18 protein-coding genes are annotated in these 18,649 nt (G+C 67.4%); 8 read left to right on the forward strand and 10 right to left on the reverse strand.

The window, feature by feature from the left end; all coding sequences use genetic code 11:
* Positions 1-17: 17 nt before the first annotated feature.
* Positions 18-449 carry a universal stress protein gene (locus ACFQ50_RS11835; RefSeq protein WP_377995729.1) on the reverse strand — a complete coding sequence of 144 codons (432 nt, stop codon included), beginning with the start codon at positions 447-449 and terminating at the stop codon, positions 18-20.
* A gap of 46 nt (positions 450-495) precedes the next feature.
* Positions 496-1,791: a PLP-dependent aminotransferase family protein gene (locus tag ACFQ50_RS11840; protein ID WP_377995730.1), complete on the reverse strand. Its 1,296-nt coding sequence runs from the start codon at positions 1,789-1,791 to the stop codon at positions 496-498.
* 123 nt (positions 1,792-1,914) lie between these two features.
* Here ACFQ50_RS11840 and ACFQ50_RS11845 point away from each other — a divergent pair, with 123 nt between their 5' ends.
* Positions 1,915-2,829, forward strand: coding sequence for an isocitrate lyase/phosphoenolpyruvate mutase family protein (locus ACFQ50_RS11845; protein ID WP_377995731.1), 915 nt, complete (start codon positions 1,915-1,917; stop codon positions 2,827-2,829).
* 20 nt (positions 2,830-2,849) lie between these two features.
* Here the strand turns inward: ACFQ50_RS11845 and ACFQ50_RS11850 are convergent, their stop codons facing one another.
* Both ACFQ50_RS11850 and ACFQ50_RS11855 read right to left on the reverse strand, forming a co-directional pair.
* Positions 2,850-3,656, reverse strand: a complete 807-nt coding sequence (locus ACFQ50_RS11850) for a GerMN domain-containing protein (RefSeq protein ID WP_377995732.1) — start codon at positions 3,654-3,656, stop codon at positions 2,850-2,852.
* 317 nt (positions 3,657-3,973) lie between these two features.
* Positions 3,974-4,540 (reverse strand): NAD(P)H-dependent oxidoreductase, encoded by a 567-nt coding sequence (locus tag ACFQ50_RS11855; protein WP_377995733.1) that lies wholly within the window; start codon positions 4,538-4,540, stop codon positions 3,974-3,976.
* 124 nt (positions 4,541-4,664) lie between these two features.
* Between ACFQ50_RS11855 and ACFQ50_RS11860 the strand changes: the two genes are divergently transcribed.
* Positions 4,665-5,309 (forward strand): TetR/AcrR family transcriptional regulator, encoded by a 645-nt coding sequence (locus tag ACFQ50_RS11860; RefSeq protein WP_377995734.1) that lies wholly within the window; start codon positions 4,665-4,667, stop codon positions 5,307-5,309.
* Between the two features lie 9 nt (positions 5,310-5,318).
* A complete protein-coding gene (locus ACFQ50_RS11865; RefSeq protein WP_377995735.1) occupies positions 5,319-6,389 on the forward strand; it encodes a Gfo/Idh/MocA family oxidoreductase in 1,071 nt (356 codons plus the stop codon).
* 67 nt (positions 6,390-6,456) lie between these two features.
* Here ACFQ50_RS11865 and ald read toward each other — a convergent pair whose 3' ends face one another.
* On the reverse strand, positions 6,457-7,575 hold the full coding sequence (ald, locus tag ACFQ50_RS11870) for an alanine dehydrogenase (protein ID WP_377995748.1): 1,119 nt from the start codon (positions 7,573-7,575) through the stop codon (positions 6,457-6,459).
* 235 nt (positions 7,576-7,810) lie between these two features.
* Between ald and ACFQ50_RS11875 the strand changes: the two genes are divergently transcribed.
* A complete protein-coding gene (locus tag ACFQ50_RS11875; protein ID WP_377995736.1) occupies positions 7,811-9,028 on the forward strand; it encodes a PucR family transcriptional regulator in 1,218 nt (405 codons plus the stop codon).
* Between the two features lie 5 nt (positions 9,029-9,033).
* Here the strand turns inward: ACFQ50_RS11875 and ACFQ50_RS11880 are convergent, their stop codons facing one another.
* The 4 genes from ACFQ50_RS11880 to ACFQ50_RS11895 form a co-directional block, all read right to left on the reverse strand.
* Entirely contained in the window at positions 9,034-9,321 is a 288-nt protein-coding gene (locus ACFQ50_RS11880; protein ID WP_377995737.1) for a hypothetical protein, read from the reverse strand.
* A gap of 92 nt (positions 9,322-9,413) precedes the next feature.
* Positions 9,414-10,133, reverse strand: a complete 720-nt coding sequence (locus tag ACFQ50_RS11885) for a cache domain-containing protein (RefSeq protein ID WP_377995738.1) — start codon at positions 10,131-10,133, stop codon at positions 9,414-9,416.
* A 1-nt stretch (position 10,134) separates the two neighbouring features.
* Positions 10,135-10,911 carry a FadR/GntR family transcriptional regulator gene (locus ACFQ50_RS11890; protein ID WP_377995739.1) on the reverse strand — a complete coding sequence of 259 codons (777 nt, stop codon included), beginning with the start codon at positions 10,909-10,911 and terminating at the stop codon, positions 10,135-10,137.
* 135 nt (positions 10,912-11,046) lie between these two features.
* The gene (locus ACFQ50_RS11895; RefSeq protein WP_377995740.1) at positions 11,047-11,484 is read right to left on the reverse strand and encodes a helix-turn-helix domain-containing protein; all 438 of its coding nucleotides are present in this window, start codon (positions 11,482-11,484) and stop codon (positions 11,047-11,049) included.
* A gap of 48 nt (positions 11,485-11,532) precedes the next feature.
* Between ACFQ50_RS11895 and ACFQ50_RS11900 the strand changes: the two genes are divergently transcribed.
* Positions 11,533-12,360: an alpha/beta fold hydrolase gene (locus tag ACFQ50_RS11900; RefSeq protein WP_377995741.1), complete on the forward strand. Its 828-nt coding sequence runs from the start codon at positions 11,533-11,535 to the stop codon at positions 12,358-12,360.
* A 103-nt stretch (positions 12,361-12,463) separates the two neighbouring features.
* Here ACFQ50_RS11900 and ptsP read toward each other — a convergent pair whose 3' ends face one another.
* Entirely contained in the window at positions 12,464-14,149 is a 1,686-nt protein-coding gene (gene ptsP, locus ACFQ50_RS11905; RefSeq protein ID WP_377995742.1) for a phosphoenolpyruvate--protein phosphotransferase, read from the reverse strand.
* A 162-nt stretch (positions 14,150-14,311) separates the two neighbouring features.
* Here ptsP and ACFQ50_RS11910 point away from each other — a divergent pair, with 162 nt between their 5' ends.
* The 3 genes from ACFQ50_RS11910 to ACFQ50_RS11920 are packed head-to-tail and all read left to right on the forward strand — an operon-like array spanning position 14,312 to position 18,287.
* Entirely contained in the window at positions 14,312-15,040 is a 729-nt protein-coding gene (locus tag ACFQ50_RS11910) for a TetR/AcrR family transcriptional regulator (RefSeq protein WP_377995743.1), read from the forward strand.
* Positions 15,041-15,093: 53 nt separating this feature from the next.
* Positions 15,094-17,124, forward strand: coding sequence for a PTS mannitol transporter subunit IICBA (locus ACFQ50_RS11915; RefSeq protein ID WP_377995744.1), 2,031 nt, complete (start codon positions 15,094-15,096; stop codon positions 17,122-17,124).
* Positions 17,124-18,287: a mannitol-1-phosphate 5-dehydrogenase gene (locus ACFQ50_RS11920; protein ID WP_377995745.1), complete on the forward strand. Its 1,164-nt coding sequence runs from the start codon at positions 17,124-17,126 to the stop codon at positions 18,285-18,287. The genes ACFQ50_RS11915 and ACFQ50_RS11920 overlap by 1 nt, the downstream gene beginning before the upstream one ends.
* Positions 18,288-18,649: the final 362 nt, after the last annotated feature.

Here is an 18,649-nt window from a genome sequence, read left to right on the forward strand (position 1 = left end):
GTGCCTGCCGGCTCTGGCTAGTCGGCGCCGTAGGTGTTGGCGATATAGACGTCGCAGGACGCGCTGTGGGCCACGCTGTTCGCCACGCTGCCCAGCACCCGCCCCAGCCCCTGCATGCGGCGGTTTCCCACCACGATCATGCTCGCCTCGAGGCGGTCCGCCTCCCTGACCAGGGCTTCGGCGGGTTTGCCCCGCGCGGAGGAATACGTGATCTCGAAGTCGCCGCCCGCCAGGGCAGCCGCCACATCCCGGGCCACCTTTTCAGCATCGTCAGCGGACGACACGATCCACCTGTCGCTGCCGCTGCCGAAGACTTCGGTCCGGTCGGTGTCGAACGCGGACACGACGTGGAGCCTGGCGCCCAGCGCCGCAGCCAGATCCCGCGCCACCTCCGCTGCCTTGCGTGCGGTACCGCTTCCGTCCACACCAACAACAATCGTTCCCGCCATGGCCGAATCTCCTTTGAATAGCCTGATGTTCCGTTCGCTGCCCAGCTTAGGCCAACGCGTCTATGGCGTCCTGCAGTACCGGCGCCAGGCGCCGCACGCCCTCCGCGATGGCCTCCGGCGGAACGGCGCTGAACGCCAGGCGGAGCTTGTTCGACGGCGCGTCCGAGTGGGTGAAGGCTGCGCCGGGAATGAAGACGACGCCGGCACTGATCGCCTTGCGGAGCAAAGGATAGGTGTCCACGCCCTCGGGCAGTGTCACCCAGACGAAGAATCCGCCCTGCGGCCGGGTCCAGCTGAGCCCCTCAGGCATGTCCTTCTCCAGTGCCGCCAGCATCGCGTGGCAGCGCTCGGCATACAGCCCGCGGTACGTCTCGATCTGGCCCTTCCAGTCGTAGTCCCGAAGGTAGGCCGAGACGAGCATCTGGTTCAACGTGGGCGGGCAGAGCGTCACTGCCTCGGAGGCCAGGTAGTAGCGGCGCTGGAGGTGGGCGGGAACGAGGGCCCAGCCGATGCGCAGCCCCGGGGCAAAGATCTTCGAGAACGAGCCCATGTAGATGACGTCGTCGGGGTTGCCTGCCCGCAGCGGCGCCAGAGGCTCGCCGTCGAACCGCAGCAGGCCGTACGGGTTGTCCTCAAGCACCAGGATGTTGGCGCGGCGGCAGATGTCCACGATCTGCTGCCGCCGGTCCTGCGCCAGGGTGATGCCCGACGGGTTGTTGAAGTTGGGGATGGTGTAGAGGAACTTGATGTTTTTCCCGGCGGTCTGGAGCGCCGCGATCCGGGCCTCGAGAAGCTCAGGCACCAGCCCGTCGTCGTCCATGGGAACCGCCTCCACCTGGACCTGGTAGGCCTCGAACGTGTTCAGCGCACCCACATAGGTAGGTTCCTCCACGAGGACCACGTCGCCGGGGTCACAGAACACCTTGGTGGCCACATCCTGGGCGGACTGCGAGCCGGCGGTGATCACCACGTTTTCCGGCAGGGCATCCAGGATCCCTTCGGCGGCCATGACCTCGCAGATCTGCGTGCGGAGTTCCTCGGTGCCCTGGCCCCCGCCGTACTGGAGCGCCGTGAGGCCGTCCTCGGCGATGATCCGTGCGGCCGTGTGGGCGAGCTTTTCGAGGGGCAGGGACTGCAGGTAGGGGCTGCCGCCGGCCAGCGAGACCAGGCCCGGCCGCATGGAGATGTCGAAAACATCCCGGACCGCCGACTGCTTGATGTTCGCGGCGCGCTCGGAGAAGAGTTCGTCGTGGCGGTGGGCTGATGTCGCGGCCCGCTCGATGGCGTCGATGGCTTCGGCGGGGAGGACGGCTGCGGCGGCGGCGAGTGTCTCGTGGGTCACAATCCCAGAGTACAGCCATTGGTTGCTGATTAGGCAACATCTGTTGACTTGTTTTCGGATGCGATTCTGAACTGAGCCTGCGGACGCCTTTACCTTCGGCAGGACAAGGCATGGAATGGAGCCATGACGTCACTCGAGCCCACGCCTTCACCGTCCCGGCCCGCGCAGTCCCAGTCCGCCCAGGCAGACGCCTTCCGCCAGATGCACGCCGGCGGTGCCGTTCCGCTGGTGCTCGTGAATGTGTGGGATGCCGCCTCGGCCGTGCTTGTGGAGAAGGCCGGGGCGCGGGCGATTGCCACCTCGAGTTCGGCCATCTCGTGGAGCCTCGGGTTTCCGGACGGCAGCCACGTGCCGCCGGAACTGGCCTTTGACGCACTCCGCAGAATTGCCGCGGCCACGAGCATCCCGGTCACGGCTGATATTGAAGCCGGGTATGCCGGTGCTGACGGCGCTTTCGACGACGGCCGGCTCCGGCAGACTGTCGCGGCGGTGCTGGCGGCCGGGGCCGTGGGTGTGAACATCGAGGACTCCGGCGGAGCCTCCCTCACAGCCGTGGACGAGCAGGCCCGCAGGATCAGTCTGGTCCGCGGCATCGCGGCGGAGGCCGGGGTGCCCCTCTTCATCAATGCCCGGACGGACACGTACCTTTCCGGGCAGTCCGGGGACTCTGCCTTCGGGGAGACGCTGGCGCGGGCCGAGGGCTACCTTGCCGCGGGGGCCGACGGAATTTTCGTGCCCGGCGTGACGGACCTCCACATCCTGCATGAGCTCAGCAGGCGGATACCGGCGCCGCTGAATGCCCTTGCCGGCGTCGGATCGGCGTCAGTGGGCGAACTGCACGACGCCGGTGTGCGGCGGGTCAGCATCGGCGGCAATGCCGCGAAGGCGGCGTACGCAACGGTTTCCCGCGTGGCCGCCGAAATCCTGGGCGACGGCAACTGGTCCGGACTTGCCGGTTCGCCGAGCCATGCTGAGATGGATGCCCTGTTCGCCGCGGAGGCGGGCTCTCCCGGGAGGCCGGGCGCCCAGCGTTCGTAAGTTAGCCCAGCGTTCGTAAGTTAGCGGAGGCCGAGGACCTGGTCCAGGGGCACGCCGCTGACGTAGATTTCCGCGCGGACGGCATTGGCGGCCGTGACGGCTGTGTGCGTGAGCTGAGCTTCAATCCGCGGAAGATCGCACACGCCGCCGGGCTGCACCGCGCCGGTCAAGTTCACCACCACGGTGGTGCCGTCGAGGTAGCCCGACACGTACTGGAGCGAGGACGCCGACAGCGCGTTGTACAGGCCGCTCGCAGGCGGTGCGCCCGGACCGGACAGGAGCCTGCTCATGGCGGCCTGCAGCGGCTCGGTGATCGAGGAATCGGCATTGTGCACGGCCACCAGGCTGTCATTGCAGCCGAAGCGCACGCCGGACCTGCCGCCGTCGTCGATCGCAACGTAGTACACCGCGGTGCCGGCGCTGGAAGCTTCACCGGTGCCGGTCCCCGGGAGGGTGGCCCCGGGTACGGAGCCAGATGTTGTGGGGCCCGGCGAGGCCGGGCCGGCCGCGGCTCCGGAGGCGGGCGCCGGTTGCTGTCCGGCTCCGCCCGGAAGCTGGGCTTGCGTGTCCGAAGCGGTGCCTGCCCCGAGTCCGCCGGACGGAAACCCGCCCGGCCCTGAACCACCGGCAGCAGTTTGGCTGCCGGCAATCTGGGCGCCCGGGTGAGAGCCCCCGGAGGCAGGCGGAGCTGACGCCGGAGGAGCGGTTTCGGAAGCCGCGGCCGCTGTTCCCTGACCAGCAACGCCCGAACCGGAAGCACCTTCGCCGGAAGCGCCCAGGCCGGATCCGGAAGCGGTGGGCGCGCCGGCGCCCTCGGGCGGACTCACGGGAGGAGCCGGGCGGGGTTCGGGTGCGGCCGCAGGGGCGGGCCCGGCGTCGTACGCGTTTTGGAGGGAAGCGCAGGAGCCTAGCCACAAGGGCAGTGTCAGGCAAATGGCGGCGACCGCCGTCGCCAGCGGTCTGGCTCCCCAGCTTGACTTCATGACTGCACCGCACTCCCTGCCCCGGCACGTCCCGTACATCAACGTTACGGCGGGGCGGCGGGGCGGGGAACGGTGCCCGGGTGTCAGTTTGGCCGCAGCTCAGTCACGGATTGGTTGCAGCCTTTCCCGGCCGTCCGGCCGGGCGCAGGGGGAGGAGCCGCTTAGGCAGCTGCGCCGGCGGGCTCGACGGCGGCAAGGGTGACGAAGAGTTCCTTGATCTGCTCAACGACCTCGGCGTCGTCTTTCGGGTGGGTTTCGGCGAAGCGGACCATGGAGCCGGGGACGGCGAGCTTGGCGTCCTCCAGGACGCGGGCGCCGGCGATGCCGACAGCCTTGCGGGCCTCGTCCTGCGCCCAGACGCCGCCGAACTGGCCAAAGGCGGTGCCGACGACGGCGGTGGGCTTGCCGGCGAGGGCACCGGCGCCGAACGGGCGGGACAGCCAGTCGATGGCGTTCTTCAGCGAGGCGGGCATGGTGCCGTTGTGCTCCGGGGTGACCAGCAGCAGGGCGTCAGCCTGGCCGGCCGCCTCGCGCAGGGCGGTGGCGGCTGCCGGGACCTGGCCTTCGACGTCGATGTCCTCGTTGTAGAAGGGGATGTTGCCCAGGCTCTCGTGGATCACGATCTCGAGGCCTTCCGGGGCGTTCAGCTGGATGGCTTCGGCAAGCTTGCGGTTGTGGGAGTCGGCGCGGAGGCTTCCCACCAGGGCGAGTACGGTGCTCTTGGACATGTGAACTCCTTAGGTCTTGCCGCGGAAGGCTCCGTGGCGAGTGGTTCTTGGAGGCGTTTGGTGCCTTCACCCAGACTAAACGGACTACGGTCCGGATATTATTCCCGGGGCTAGAATGCTTGGTGTGAGCCTCATCCCAATCCGCTCCGGGTCCTCATCCGGCCAAGGGCCCTTGCCCGGGCCCTCATCGGGCCCCGGAGCGGAACGCAGCGATGCTGCCCGGAACCGGGAGTTGCTCCTGTGTGCTGCCCGGCAGCTGGTGGAGGAGTGCGGCGCCGACGGCGTGACCATGGACAAGCTGGCGGAGCGCGCAGGCGTCGGCAAGGGCACCGTGTTCCGCCGGTTCGGCAGCCGGGCCGGCCTCATGATGACCCTGCTCAGCGACGCCGAGGCCGACTTCCAGGGCCGCTTCATGTTCGGGCCGCCGCCGCTTGGCCCCGGGGCGCCGCCGCGGGAACGGCTGATCGCCTTCGGTGCCGAACGCATCCGCTACGTCCTGGAATTCGGTGAGCTCGCGAGGGCCGCCCAGGCGTCCCTGCACAACAGGTTCGAGGCCCCCGCGGCGGTGCTGTGGCACCGGCACATCGAGTATTTGCTGCGCTCGGCGGGCTTTGACGCAGACCCTTGGCTGATGGCCATGTCCCTCAGCGCAACCCTCGACCCCGAACGGCTGCTGCATGCCGTCCGCGTGCAGCAGGTTTCGCCGGAGCGGCTGGAGGAATCCTGGCGCGAGCTGGTCAGCCGCGTTGTCGGGGGTGTGGCGGGGTAGCGTGGCACCATGAGCACCGATTCCTCCACCCCCGCTACCCCGATCCGCACCGCCGTGGTGGGCTTCGGCCTGTCCGGCCGGGTTTTCCATGCGCCGCTGATCGCGGCGGACCCCAGCTACTCGCTGGACGTGATCGCCACCTCCGACTCAGCCCGGCAGGCTGCCGCCGTCGAGCAGTACCCCGGCGTGAAAACAGTGCCCGACGGCGATGCCGTCCTTGCGCTGGCCCCTGACCTGGACCTCGTGGTGCTGGGAACTCCTCCGGCCACCCACTATCCGTTGGCGAAGGCTGCGCTGGAGGCCGGGCTCGACGTCGTGGTCGACAAGCCGTTCGCCGTGACGAGCACGCAGGGGCAGGAGCTGATCGCACTCGCAGAGCGGCTGGGGCGGGTGCTGACAGTGTTCCAGAACCGGCGCTGGGACGGGGACTACCTCACGGTCAAGGCCCTGCTGAAGGACGGAGTGCTGGGTGAGGTGACGCGGTTCGAATCACGCTTTGAACGGTGGTCGCCCGAGGTTTCCAAAGCCTGGAAAGCGGACGCGACGGCGGCCGACGGGGGCGGTGTCCTGTTCGACCTCGGCACCCACCTCCTGGACCAGTCGCTGCAGCTCTTCGGCCCGGCAACAGTGGTCCACGCCGAGCTTCTTGCCCGGCGGCCGGGCGAAAAGACGGATGATGACTGCTTTGTGGTGCTGCGGCACGGGAACGGCGTGCTTAGCCATCACTGGATGAACATGCTCTGCGCCCAGCAGGGCCCCCGCTACCGGGTCCTCGGCGCCGGCGGAGGGTATACGAAGCACGGCGTGGACCCGCAGGAGCCGTATATTGTGGCCGGCGGGAGCCCGCTGGATGCCGAGTACGGTGTGGAGGCCGCCGAATGGGCCGGGCAGCTGGGCCGCGACGGGCACCTTGACCGGCTGCCCACGGAGCGCGGGAACTATCCCGAGTTCTACCGGATCCTCGCGGCCAAGATCTCCGACGGCGGCGCCGCCTCGGCCCTGCCCGTCCCGGTAGACCCGGCCGGCCCCGTCGAAGTCCTCAAACTCATAGAAAAAGCGCGCGAACTGGCCTCTGCTTAAAGAGAAACCGCCGGTTGAGCTTGTCGAAACCAAGCTCGACCAGCGGCGTTCTCAGCCGGCGGAACCGTTAGGCCGAGACCAGCTCGTGCCAGTCGGCCACCAAGGGCAGGTTGTGTGCCTCGGAGACGGAGTGGTGCGCCACGTGGCCTCCGGCAATGTTCAGGCCGGCGGCGAGGGCCGGGTCCTTCTCGAAGGCCGCCTTTACGCCGAGGTTTGCCAGGGCAACGCCGTAGCGGAGCGTGACGTTGGTCAGCGCGTAGGTGGAGGTGTTCGGGACGGCGCCGGGCATGTTGGCCACGCAGTAGAAGATCGTGTTGTGGACCTTGTACGTGGGTTCCTGGTGCGTGGTGGGGTGCGTGTCCTCGAAGCAGCCGCCCTGGTCCACGGCGATGTCCACGAGCACCGAGCCGGGCTTCATCCGGGCCACGAGCTCGTTGGTCACCAGCTTGGGGGCCTTGGCGCCGGGGATCAGGACGGACCCGATCACGAGGTCGGCGTCCACCACGGACTTCTCGATCTCGTACTTGTTGGATGCCACGGTCTTGAGCCGGCCCTGGTACTGGGCGTCGAGTTCGCGCAGCCGGTTGATGTTGATGTCCAGGATGGTGACGTCGGCGCCGAGGCCCAGTGCCATGGCTGCGGCGTTGGTGCCCGCGACGCCGGCGCCGAGGACCACGACCTTGGCGGGGCGGACGCCCGGAACGCCGCCGAGCAACACGCCCTTGCCGCCGGCGGGCGCCATGAGGGAAGTCGCGCCGACCTGGACGGACAGCCGGCCGGCCACCTCGGACATCGGGGCCAGCAGCGGCAGGGTCCGGCCTTCCTGGACGGTCTCGTAGGCGATGGCGGTGACGCCGGAGTTGAGGAGCTCCTGGGTCAGTTCGGGCTCGGCGGCCAGGTGCAGGTAGGTGAAGAGGATCAGGCCCTTGCGGAAGCGGTGGTACTCGGCCTTGATGGGTTCCTTGACCTTCATCACCATGTCCGCGCGGGACCAGACCTCATCGGCGTCGGCGATGATTTCAGCGCCCGCGATGGAGTATTCCTCGTCGGTGATGCCGGAACCCAGGCCCGCACCGCGCTCCACCAGGACCGTGTGGCCGTGGGTGCGGAATTCGTGGACGCCGGCTGCTGTGATGGCGACGCGGAATTCGTTGTTCTTGATCTCTTTGGGGACACCGATGATCATTTTTTTGGGCTCCAGATTCGATGGCTGCAAGGCCGGAATGTGTGGGTGAAGTTGTGATTCCAGAATAGATCCGGCTGTGAGGCGCGCTACAGGAATCGATCGCCTCAGCCGCAGCTAATTCGCGTGTTTCCGGGGTTTTCCAGCGCCGCAGCTCGACTAATGTCGACCGCCGGGGCGTCAGGTGTCGCCTGATGTCCGTTCGCCCCAGATGCCCCGGGGGACGTAGTCTGGCAGCATGCAGCAGGATGTGGAACAGCTCGTGGAGCGGGTGGCCCTCAAGCTGGGCCGCGGGCTTTCCCTGGAGGACCTCGACGGCCTTTTGCTTGCCTACAGCTCCAACCAGTCGCACGCGGACCGGGTGCGGGTGAACTTCCTGCTGAGCAAGCGGGTGCCGCTGGATGTCAAAAACTGGCAGCTCTCGCACGGCATCGCCACGGCGGTGCGGCCCGTGGTGGTGCCCGCCAACGAGGAGCTGGGGATGCTCGGGCGCGTCTGCGTCCCGCTTCTGGTCCGCGGGTTTCGGGTGGGCTACCTGTGGGTCCAGCTGGATGTGGAGGACCAAAGTGCGACGGCGATCCTCGCCGAACTGCCCGGCGTCCGGGACGAGCTGGATGTGCTCTCCGGACTGCTGCTGGACTCCAACACCGCTGAGTCCGAGTTCCGGCGCAGCCGCGAACGGGAGTTCCTGGCCGCCTGCGCCGGGGAAGCCAATGCGGTTGCTGCCGTGGCGGGCTGGAAGGAAGTCCAGGACCGCGGGCCCTGGCAGCTGGTGACGGTCCTTGATGCCGACGGCTGGATGGCAGGCCCGGATCCGATCGCCTCAACGCTCATCCACCGCGCCGCGGCGCTGCAGGCCACCATCGGCGTGGACGCGGTCCTGTTCAGCGCAGGCGCGGAGACACACTCGGTGGTTCTCTTCCGGGAGTCCACGGGGCGCGCCAGCCAGGCCCAGGTTCTGGTGCACTACCAGTTGGAGCTCGCCAAGCGGTCCGGCCGGTCCGTGGAGCGGATCATTCTGGGGACCAGTGAGGGATTCGGCCGCATCAAAGACCTGGCCGAGGCGTACCGGCAGTCGAGGGTGGCCGCCCTGGCAGCAGCGGTTGATCCGCGGCTCGGCGAGCTGGTGGACTGCCGCGCCACGGGCGTTTACCAGCTCCTGGCATCGGCCGGCGGCGGGGCAGGGGTCTGGAGCGATGCAAGTTCGGTTAATTTCCGGGCCCTTGAGGACCATGACAGGAACGGGGAGCTGCTGCCCGTGCTGGAGTTGCTCTACGACAATGACGGTTCTGTCCAGGATGTTGCCGAAAAACTGCACCTGCACCGCAGCAGTATCTACAACCGGCTGGGCCGCATCCGTCAGCTGCTGGGCGTCGATCCGCTCAAGGGGATGGTGCGGCTGGAACTGCACGCAGCCCTGAAAGCGCGGCGCTGGGCGTCAAGGCCAAGAATCTGAGGCGGCTACGCGGCGTTGCCTTCACCGCTGGGCAACTGCTCGGTGGTCCGCTCGGCAGGACGCTCCGCGGCGCGCTCCGGCGCGACGCCCTCGGGAATGTGCTGCGGGAGCCCCTGGAGCGGGGTGCGGAACTTGGCGACGCGGCTCTGGACCCACAGGGATACTGCCACGAAGACCACGCAGCTGGAGGTAAAAACGGCGGTGTTGTTCAGGCCCATGACGATTCCCAGGACAGCCGCCACGCCCATTGCGACGACGCCCGCCACGATGTGCAACCCCCTGAATCTCACCACGAATAAAGAGTAACCCTGCGCGCCAGCCGGAAGTCCTGCTTCCGGGGGATCGTTGCTTGATCCTTATCACCCCGTCATTTTCGGCGAGGAGCCTAGTCCCGGAGGGTGATCAGCTTCCAGGGCAGGCGCGTGGGGTTGGCGGGCGAAACGTCCACTGAGACGTCCGCCCGTGCCATGTCCTCCTCCAGGAACAGGGTTCCGGTGGCGATGCGTGCGTTGTTGGACGCGATGACCCGGCCGTTCGGACCCAGCAGCACCACCACCGGCTCGCGGAGCTGAAGGGCGCGGAGGAAGATCCCCTCCAGGTTCGCGAGGGTCAGGTCGCATCCCAGGATCTGAATCCCCTGCGCGGTGGGCGCCGGAACACAGAGCGTGATGATGTTGACGTTGATGCCGCCGAAGTCAACGTACGGTCCAACGGCCACGGGCTGCCCGCTGGCGGTCGGAATGGTGAACCAGTCGCGGGACGTGTAGTCGTAGTAGTTCAGCGAGTCCGGGTTGAGGTCGTGGGTGACGAAACGGGGTACGCCAGTCCGCTGCGTCCGCCACCATTCCAGCCAGTGCGTTGCCTCCCGGAGACTTCCAGGAGCGTACGCGATGCCGGCTCCCACGATGAGGTCCGAGTGCCGCTTGATGAAGTTGGCCAGCTCCTGCTTCAAGTAAAGGAATTCGCTGCGGCGGGGTACGCCCGACGCCGCTGCCGCCGCTGCCGTGACGGTGCCCGCAATCTTTTCCAGGTCGACGAAAACGCGGCTGATGCTGGAGGAGAGCGCGGTGGCCGTCCGCTCAAGGGCTTCTTCTACGGTCTCCACGTCACGCACCTTCTTCGGGCCGCATCGTCAACCTGAGATGCTGCTCTATCAAGTATTCGGTCTCGTTGCGGCTGTGCCGCTCTGCCGCGCTGGCGGCCGCGTCAGCGTCCCGCGCCCTGATCGCATCAACGATTGCGGCGTGTTCTTCCACCGACTTGCCGTAGTTGTCGGCCTGGCCGGAGCGCCCCCACCACAGGGTCATCAGCTCAGCTTCCAGCTGAAGGGCAGCCGAGGTCAGCCTGCTGGACTGCGCGGCAATGCTGACGGCAACGTGGAACCGGCTGTCCATGCGGCGCCGCGCACGCTCATCGGCCGAGTCCCGGTGGCGCCGGGCCAGATCTTCAAGGTGCTCCACATTTTTTTGATCAGCACGGCCGGCGGCAAGCCTCGCGGACATTGACGCGATGGCGGCCCCCAGGTCGCCAAGGTCCCTGAGCGCCTCGGTGCTGGTTTCCCGAAGCTTGTCCTGCAACTGTGAATCTGTGAATTCGATCTGCCGGCGAATCACACTGCCGCCGCTGCGTCCCCGGCTGGTTTCGATCAGGCCCTTGGTCCGCAGGGCGGCCAGGGACTGCCGGAGGGTGATCGGGGAGATGCCCAGCTCCCCGGCAAGCACGGACTCCGTGGGCAGCCTGTCGCCTTCGGTGAGGATGCCCATCAGAATGGCTGTTTCGATCTGGTACGAAACCTGATCCGCCCGTCCCAGGCCCTCCGGTTCGCTACCGCGCAAGAGCAGCAGCAGGTCAAGCGCAGAGGTGGAAATTGCAGCACTTTCCATTCCCAGGCCTCCAGCAGTCCGTGGCTTTGATGTCACCGGCGTCGATCCCCGAGGCTTCGGGCGCCAGCGCTTTTCCGATTACCTTCAATCTTTGCACGTTTAACGTTGTGGGCCACGGCACGGCCGGGCGAGGCGCTACTTTCCGCTTCCGTCGTCGGAGGTCCCGCCGTCGGAAGTCACGGCGCCGGCGGCGTCCGCTGCCGCCTGCTTCTTTTTTTGCCCCTCCAGCCAGCTCATGATCGCGGCCAGCCTGATGCGGCGGTGCGTGCCGCGGTATTCCACCGGGATCTCGCCCCGGTCCGTCATGTTCCGCAGGTAGGTGTGGGAGATGCCGGCCAGTTCGGCCGCCTGCGAGGTGGTCAGCATTTCCTCCACGCTGCTTACGGTCACCGCTTCGCCGCGGCTGAACCTTGACAGAAGGTCGACGACGGCGTCCCTCGCCTGCGGCGGGAGGCGGTGGACGGTGCCGTCCACGAACACGGTGATGTCAGTGCCGCCGTCGAGTGCGCGCTGCAGCGCCAGCGCGTCTTCGGCAGGAAGGGCGGGCGCCACCCTGGGAGCAATCAGAGCCATGGCAGAAGCCTAACCGCTGCGGAACGGAGGGTTGGATATGCTCGGCGGATGAGACTTGCCGGTGGAGCAGCAGTGACGGCGAACGGCCTGACCGGCCGCCTGTACTCATCCAACGCGCCGTCCACAGGCCAGCCGGCCTACGTGCTGCTCCACGGCATCGGCGTCTCGCACCGCTACCTTGCCCGGCTGCACGTCGAACTGGCCCAACGTCCGGAAGGACAGCACCGGCCGGAGGAGGACGCCGGCGCTGCCGTCTATTCCTTCGACCTGCCGGGTTTCGGCGGCACGCCGCGGCCCGGCCGTCAGGTGACCGTTGGCGAATATGCCAGCTTCGTCGCGGCGGTCCTGGCGGAGCGTGGCGTGGAGTCCTGCATTGTGGTGGGCCACTCCATGGGAGCGCAGTTTGCGGTGGAGCTGGCACTTCAGGCTCCCCGGCTGGTGACCCGCACAGTGCTCATGGGGCCGGTGGTGGATTCCGCCCGCAGGAGCGCTGCCTGGCACGCGCTCGCGCTGACACGGGACGCACTGCTCAGCGAACCGCCGACCACCAACGCCGTGGTCTTCGCCGACTATTTCCGCACCGGCATGCGGTGGTACCTGACGGAACTGCCCGTGATGATGGCGTATCCGCTCGATTCCCGGGTGCGGGGCGTAACCCAGCCGGTACTGGTGCTCCGCGGCGGAAGGGACCCGATCGCACGCCGGCCGTGGTGTACCTATCTCGCGGCGCAGGCAATGGACGGTGCGTTTGCCGAGGTGCGCGGACGCGGGCACGTGGTGCAGGAGACCGCCACCGAAGATGTTGCCCGCATCATCCGGCACTGGGCCGGCACCGCAGCCGAGGGCTCCACGGCGGCAGGCGGTGCCGTGACCTAACCCCTGGCCTGAACCCCAATTTGCCCCATTGCTACGCGGCGTCAGGCGGGTGCGGGCGCCCGGAAACCGGACGCCCGCACCTTCCTTGCTGCTGCATACCGAACTACAGACCGAGCTCTTCCAAGACGGGCAGCTTCTCCCGGACCCAGGCCCGGGCTTCCACGGCGCTTGGCGCGGACAGGGCCAGCTTGGCCAGCTCCTGGGCCTCCGCCAGCGTGACAGTCTTCAGCACGGCGGCCACCGCTGCCAGCGACCGGGCCGTCATGGACAGGGTGGTGACGCCCAGGCCGGTCAGCACGACGGCGAGGGCAGGGTCCGCCGCGGCCTCGCCGCAAACGCCCACCGGCTTGTTGTGTCCCTCTGCCCTTGAACCTTCCACGGTCAGGCCCACGAGGCGCAGCACGGCGGGCTGCCACGGCGTGTTCAGCCCGGCGAGAGGACCCAGCTGGCGGTCGGCGGCCATGGCGTACTGGGTGAGGTCGTTGGTTCCCAGGCTGGCAAACCCCACTTCGCGCAGGATGGTGTCGGCTGTGAGGGCGGCGGAGGGAACCTCCACCATCACACCCGGCGTCTTGATGCCGGCTTCGGCGCACATGGTGGCGAAACGGGCGGCTTCCTCCGCCGTCGAAATCATCGGTGCCATGACCCAAACGTCGGCCTCCGATTCCTTTTCGGCCTTCGCGATCGCCTCCAGCTGCCGGTCCAGGACGCCCGGGGTGGTGAAGTCGGTGCGGTAGCCGCGCACGCCCAGCGCCGGGTTGGGCTCGGTGGAGTCGGTGAGGAAGGGGAGCGGCTTGTCCGCGCCCGCGTCCAGGGTACGAAGCACTACTTTTTTACCGGGGAAGGCATCGAACACGCCCTTGTACGCGGCGGCCTGCTCCTCGACTGAGGGCTCGGTGTCACGTTCCAGGAAGCAGAACTCGGTACGGAACAGGCCCACGCCCTGGGCGCCGAGCTTGGCCGCGGCCTGGGCATCCTTGGCCCCGCCCACGTTGGCGAGGAGCGGCACCAGGTGGCCGTCCGCCGTCGAACCCGTCCCGCTGAATTCGGCAAGGAGGGACGCCGTGGCGGCCCAGGCCTCGGCGGCTGCGCGCAGTGAGTCGTCCGGGCTGGCCGTGATGGAACCGGCGGCGCCGTCGACGTAAACCTCGGTGCCGTCCGGGAGCTCGTCCACGCCCACCGCGGCCACGACGGCGGGCAGGCCAAGTGAGCGGGCGATGATCGCGGTGTGGGACTGCGGACCGCCGCCGGCGGTCACCAGTGCGAGGACCTTGTTCGGATCGAGGGTGGCGGTGTCGGCAGGGGCCAGATCCTCGGCCACCAGGATGAACGGTTCGTTCGACGACGGGATGCCAGGGGCGGGCACGCCGCGGAGTTCGGCCACGATGCGGGCGCGGACATCCAGGACGTCAGTGGCGCGCTCGGCCATGTAACCGCCGAGGTTGTGCAGCATCTCGGAGACCGAGGCGCCGGATTCCCAGATGGCCCGCTGCCCGGAAACCCCCTTGGCGATCAGCTTGGCGGCACCCTTGATCAGCATGGTGTCTTTGGCCATCAGGGCCGTGGCTTCCAGGACGGCCTTGCCATCACCGGTGGCGTGGTCCGCGCGGGCCTTCAGCTCATCGTGGACGGCTGTCGAGGCAGCCTTCAGCGCCGCCGTCGCCTCCTCGGGCGTGGTTCCGGCGGCCAGCTGCTCGCCGGCCGGAGGTTCGCTGATGGGCTTGGGCATCTGGCGGATCGTGCCGATGATGCGGCCTGGGCTGACGCCTACTCCTGGGAAGTTCTGCACTGAAGGTCCTCGTTCTCTGCCGGTAACCAGGCCCGCCGGAATCTGCCCGGGCGGGAGCCCGGAAGCTCGGAACGGCTACGTCCGATGTGCGTTGCGGTGCCTGAAAAAAATTGTATGTGATTCAGTTCATATAGCGTTGCTATAGGTGCTAGGGTAGCGGTTATGAGTTTCGATGGCCAGCTTCCGCCCAAAATGAGGCTGTTGCGTGCGGCAGCCGAATTGCTGGCCAACTCCGCGGGGGCCGCTGTTTCCACCCGTCAGATCACGCAGCTGGCGGGCGTCACGGCGCCCACCCTCTATCACCACTTCGGTGACAAGGAGGGCCTGTTTGACGCAGTAGTCGCCGCGGGCTTCGAAGAGTATGTGGCGGGCGAGAGGGATTTCGCCCCGTCCGGACAGCCCCTGGTGGATATCCGGCGGATGTGGGACAACCACGTCCAGTTCGGGCTCAAGCAGCCCGAACTTTATCTGGTCATGTTCGGTAACATCCGCCCCGAGAGCCGCCCCGCCATCGTTGCCGATGCGGAGGGTCTCCTGGAGGAAATGCTGAACAAGGCCGCTGCGGCCGGCCAGCTGAACGTCCAGCCACGGGAAGCCGCCAGGAGCATCCTGGCCGCCAACGTGGGCGTGACACTCATGCTGATCGCAGAACCGGCCGCGGAGCGGAACCTGGAGCTGTCCACGATGACCCGGGACGCCATGATCTTTGCGGTGTCCAGGGACCAGGGGCGGGATGCCGGACCGGAGGACTCCGGGAAGTCATCGGTGGTGGTGGCTGCCATTGCGCTGAACGCGGCGTTGCAGGCATCCCACTCGGACCAGCTCACCAGCTCGGAACTCAAGCTTTTTCTCGAATGGCTCCACCGGATCTCCACCAGTTCCACCGGCTAGTCGAAACTATCGGACCATCCTGCGGTGCCGCAGGGACCACGTTAGGAAATCACATGGCAACAGAGACAGTTGCAAAACCCAAAACCAGTGCGCGGGTGCACGTCCAGAGGTTCGGGACGTTCCTGTCCGGCATGATCATGCCCAACATCGGCGCCTTCATCGCCTGGGGGCTCATCACAGCCCTCTTCATCGAGAAGGGCTGGATCCCCGTCCCTGCCCTGGGCGGGTTCGGCACCAACGCGGCGGGCGCACCGAACGTGGGCCTCGTCGGCCCCATGATCACCTACCTGCTGCCGCTGCTGATCGGCTACACCGGCGGCAAGATGGTCTATGACGTGCGGGGTGGCGTCGTTGGCGCCATCGGCACCATGGGCGTGATCGTCGGCGCAGGCATCCCGATGTTCATCGGCGCCATGATCATGGGACCCCTGGGCGGCTGGACCATGAAGCATCTCGACGCGATCTGGCACGGCAAGATCCGCCCGGGCTTCGAGATGCTGGTGAACAACTTCTCCGCCGGCATCTGGGGTGCCCTGCTGGCCATGCTGGGCTTCTACGGCATCTCCCCGCTGGTGACCGCGTTCAGCACGGCCGCCGGCAACTTCGTCCAGTTCCTGGTGAACAACGGCCTGCTTCCGCTGACCTCCATCTTCATCGAACCGGCCAAGGTCCTCTTCCTGAACAACGCCATCAACCACGGCGTGCTGACCCCGCTGGGCATCCAGCAGTCGCTGGCGCAGGGCAAGTCCATCCTCTTCCTGCTGGAGGCCAACCCGGGCCCGGGCCTCGGCATCCTGCTGGCGTACATGTTCTTTGGCCGCGGTGCGGCGAAGGCTTCCGCCCCCGGCGCCGCGATCATCCAGTTCCTCGGCGGCATCCACGAGATCTACTTCCCGTACGTCCTCATGCGCCCACTGCTGATCCTGGCAGCGATCGCCGGCGGCATGACCGGCATCGCCACCCTTGCCGTCACGGGAGCAGGTCTGGTTGCGCCGGCGGCTCCGGGATCAATCTTTGCGGTGTTCGCCCAGACTGCCCGTGACAGCTACCTCGGCGTGGCGCTCTCGGTGCTGCTCGCCGCCACGGTGTCCTTCCTGGTCGCCTCGGTCATCCTGCGGACCACGCGCCACAGTGACGAGGACGACCTCAGCGCGGCCACCAGCCGCATGGAGGAGATGAAGGGCAAGAAGAGCTCCGTCGCCTCCACCCTCACCGGGGCCGACGCCGGAGGCGGAGTGGGCGTCCTGACCGGGCCCATCAAGAACATCGTGTTCGCGTGCGACGCCGGCATGGGCTCCAGTGCCATGGGCGCCTCGGTGCTGCGCAACAAGATCAAGGCCGCCGGGTTCCCGGAGGTCAACGTCACCAACGCGTCCATCGCCAATCTCAAGGACACCTACGACGTTGTGGTCACGCACCAGGACCTGACAGAGCGGGCCAAGCCTGCCACGGCCAGCGCCATGCACGTCTCCGTGGACAACTTCATGAACAGCCCGCGCTATGACGAGATCGTGGAACTGGTCGAGCGCAGCAATACGGAAGGAACGGCGGCTCCCGGCGCCGGGGCGGCCACAGTGGCAGCCCCGGCCGATGCAGCAACTGCCGGCACCACCGCCGAAACCGCCGGTGCCCCCGAAACCGGTGCGGCGCCGTCGGACATCCTGGTGCCGGAGAGTGTGGTCCTGGCCGGATCAGCCTCCACCCGTGATGCCGCGATCGACGAGGCGGGCCAGCTGCTGCTGGCGCGCGGGGCGGTGGACGAGGATTACATCCGCGCCATGCACGAGCGCGAGGAGTCCGTCTCCACGTACATGGGCAGCTTCCTGGCCATCCCGCACGGCACCAACGCCGCCAAGGACCACATCCGGAAGTCGGCTGTCTCGGTGATCCGCTATCCCGAGGGCATCGACTGGAACGGCAAGCAGGTCAAGTTCGTGGTGGGCGTGGCCGGCGTCAACAACGAGCACCTGCACATCCTGTCCTCGATCGCCAAGGTCTTCACGAATAAGGCGCAGGTGGCGCAGCTTGAGGCGGCGACATCTGTGGACGAAGTCCTGGAGCTGTTCGGAAAGGTCAACGCATAGTGAAGGCTGTACATTTTGGGGCCGGCAACATCGGCCGCGGGTTCGTCGGCCTGCTGCTGCACGAGGCCGGGTATGAGGTGGTGTTCGCCGATGTTGCGGACGCGCTGATCTCCCAGCTCGCCGGGGCGGACAACTACAGCGTGCACGAGGTGGGGGAGAACCCCGCCGTGCGCACGGTGGACAACTTCCGGGCGGTGAACTCCGGCACCCAGGAGGCGCAGCTCATCGAGGAAATTGCGACGGCGGATATCGTCACCACTGCTGTGGGGCCGCACATTCTCAAGTTCGTGGCCCCCGCGATCGCCAAGGGAATTGCTGCCCGGGCGGCGGGGCTGGCGCCGCTGCAGGTGATGGCGTGTGAGAACGCCATCAACGCCACGGACATCCTGCGCGAGTCGATCGCCTCGTCCTGGGACGAAGCGGCCGGGTCGCTGGCGGACGCGTCCGTGTTTGCCAACACGGCCGTGGACCGCATTGTGCCCAACCAGGAACCGGGCCAGGGCCTGGACGTGACGGTGGAGACGTTCTACGAATGGGTCATCGACCGCACTCCGTTCGGCGGGGATGCCCCGGTGATTCCGGGCGCCACCTTCGTGGACGAGCTGGGCCCCTACATCGAGCGCAAGCTGTTCACGGTGAATACGGGGCACGCCTCCGCGGCCTACTTCGGTTTTGAAGCCGGGATGGAGAAGATCTCCGATGCCATGGCGGACGAGGACGTTGCCGCGGACGTGCGGGCCGTGCTGGACGAGACGAAGCAGCTGCTCGTGTCTAAGCACGGCTTCAGCTACGACGAGCAGGAGGCCTACGTCCAGAAGATCCTGGGCCGCTTCACCAACCCGCACCTGCCGGACACGGTGAACCGTGTGGGTCGGGCCCCGCTGCGCAAGCTTAGCCGGCACGAACGGTTCATCGGCCCGGCGGCGGAACTGGCCGAGCGCGGGATTGTCCCCGAAGCGCTGCTCGGGGCCATCGCGGCCGCCCTGCGCTTCAACGACCCCGCCGACGCCGAGGCCGTGGAACTCAGCCAGATCCTGGCTTCGTCCGAGCCGGCCGCCGCTACGGAGCGGATCACCGGGCTGGCGCAGGACCACCCGCTTTTTGCGGCGGTCTGCGGTCTCGTCGAGGAGCGCAAAGCGGAGGACGTTGCCGCCCCGGCCTAGCCTCCCTGCATATGACGAAACGCACGACGCCGGAACTCAAGGTGAGTTCCGGCGTCGTGCGTTTAACGGTTGCGTTCAGACGCTTCCTCAGGTCCTGTCGCTTCTGACCCGACGCTTCCTCAGATCCTGCCGGGTTTTACGCGACGCTTCCTCAGATCCTGCCGGGTTTTACGCGCCGCTTCCTCGGGTCCTGCCGCTTCTAACCCGACGCTCCCTCGGGTCCTGCCGGTTTTTACCCGACGCTTCCTCACTTCAGGCAAGACAGGCCGGGGTCTGTCAATTATTCGGTGTAACTGGGGTGGTTTCTTGTTCTAGTTGCTGCTGGCGGACAGGCGTCCGTCGAAGGTGATCTGGAAGGCGTT

This window comes from Arthrobacter sp. NPDC056493, assembly GCF_042795115.1.
GTDB lineage: Bacteria > Actinomycetota > Actinomycetes > Actinomycetales > Micrococcaceae > Arthrobacter.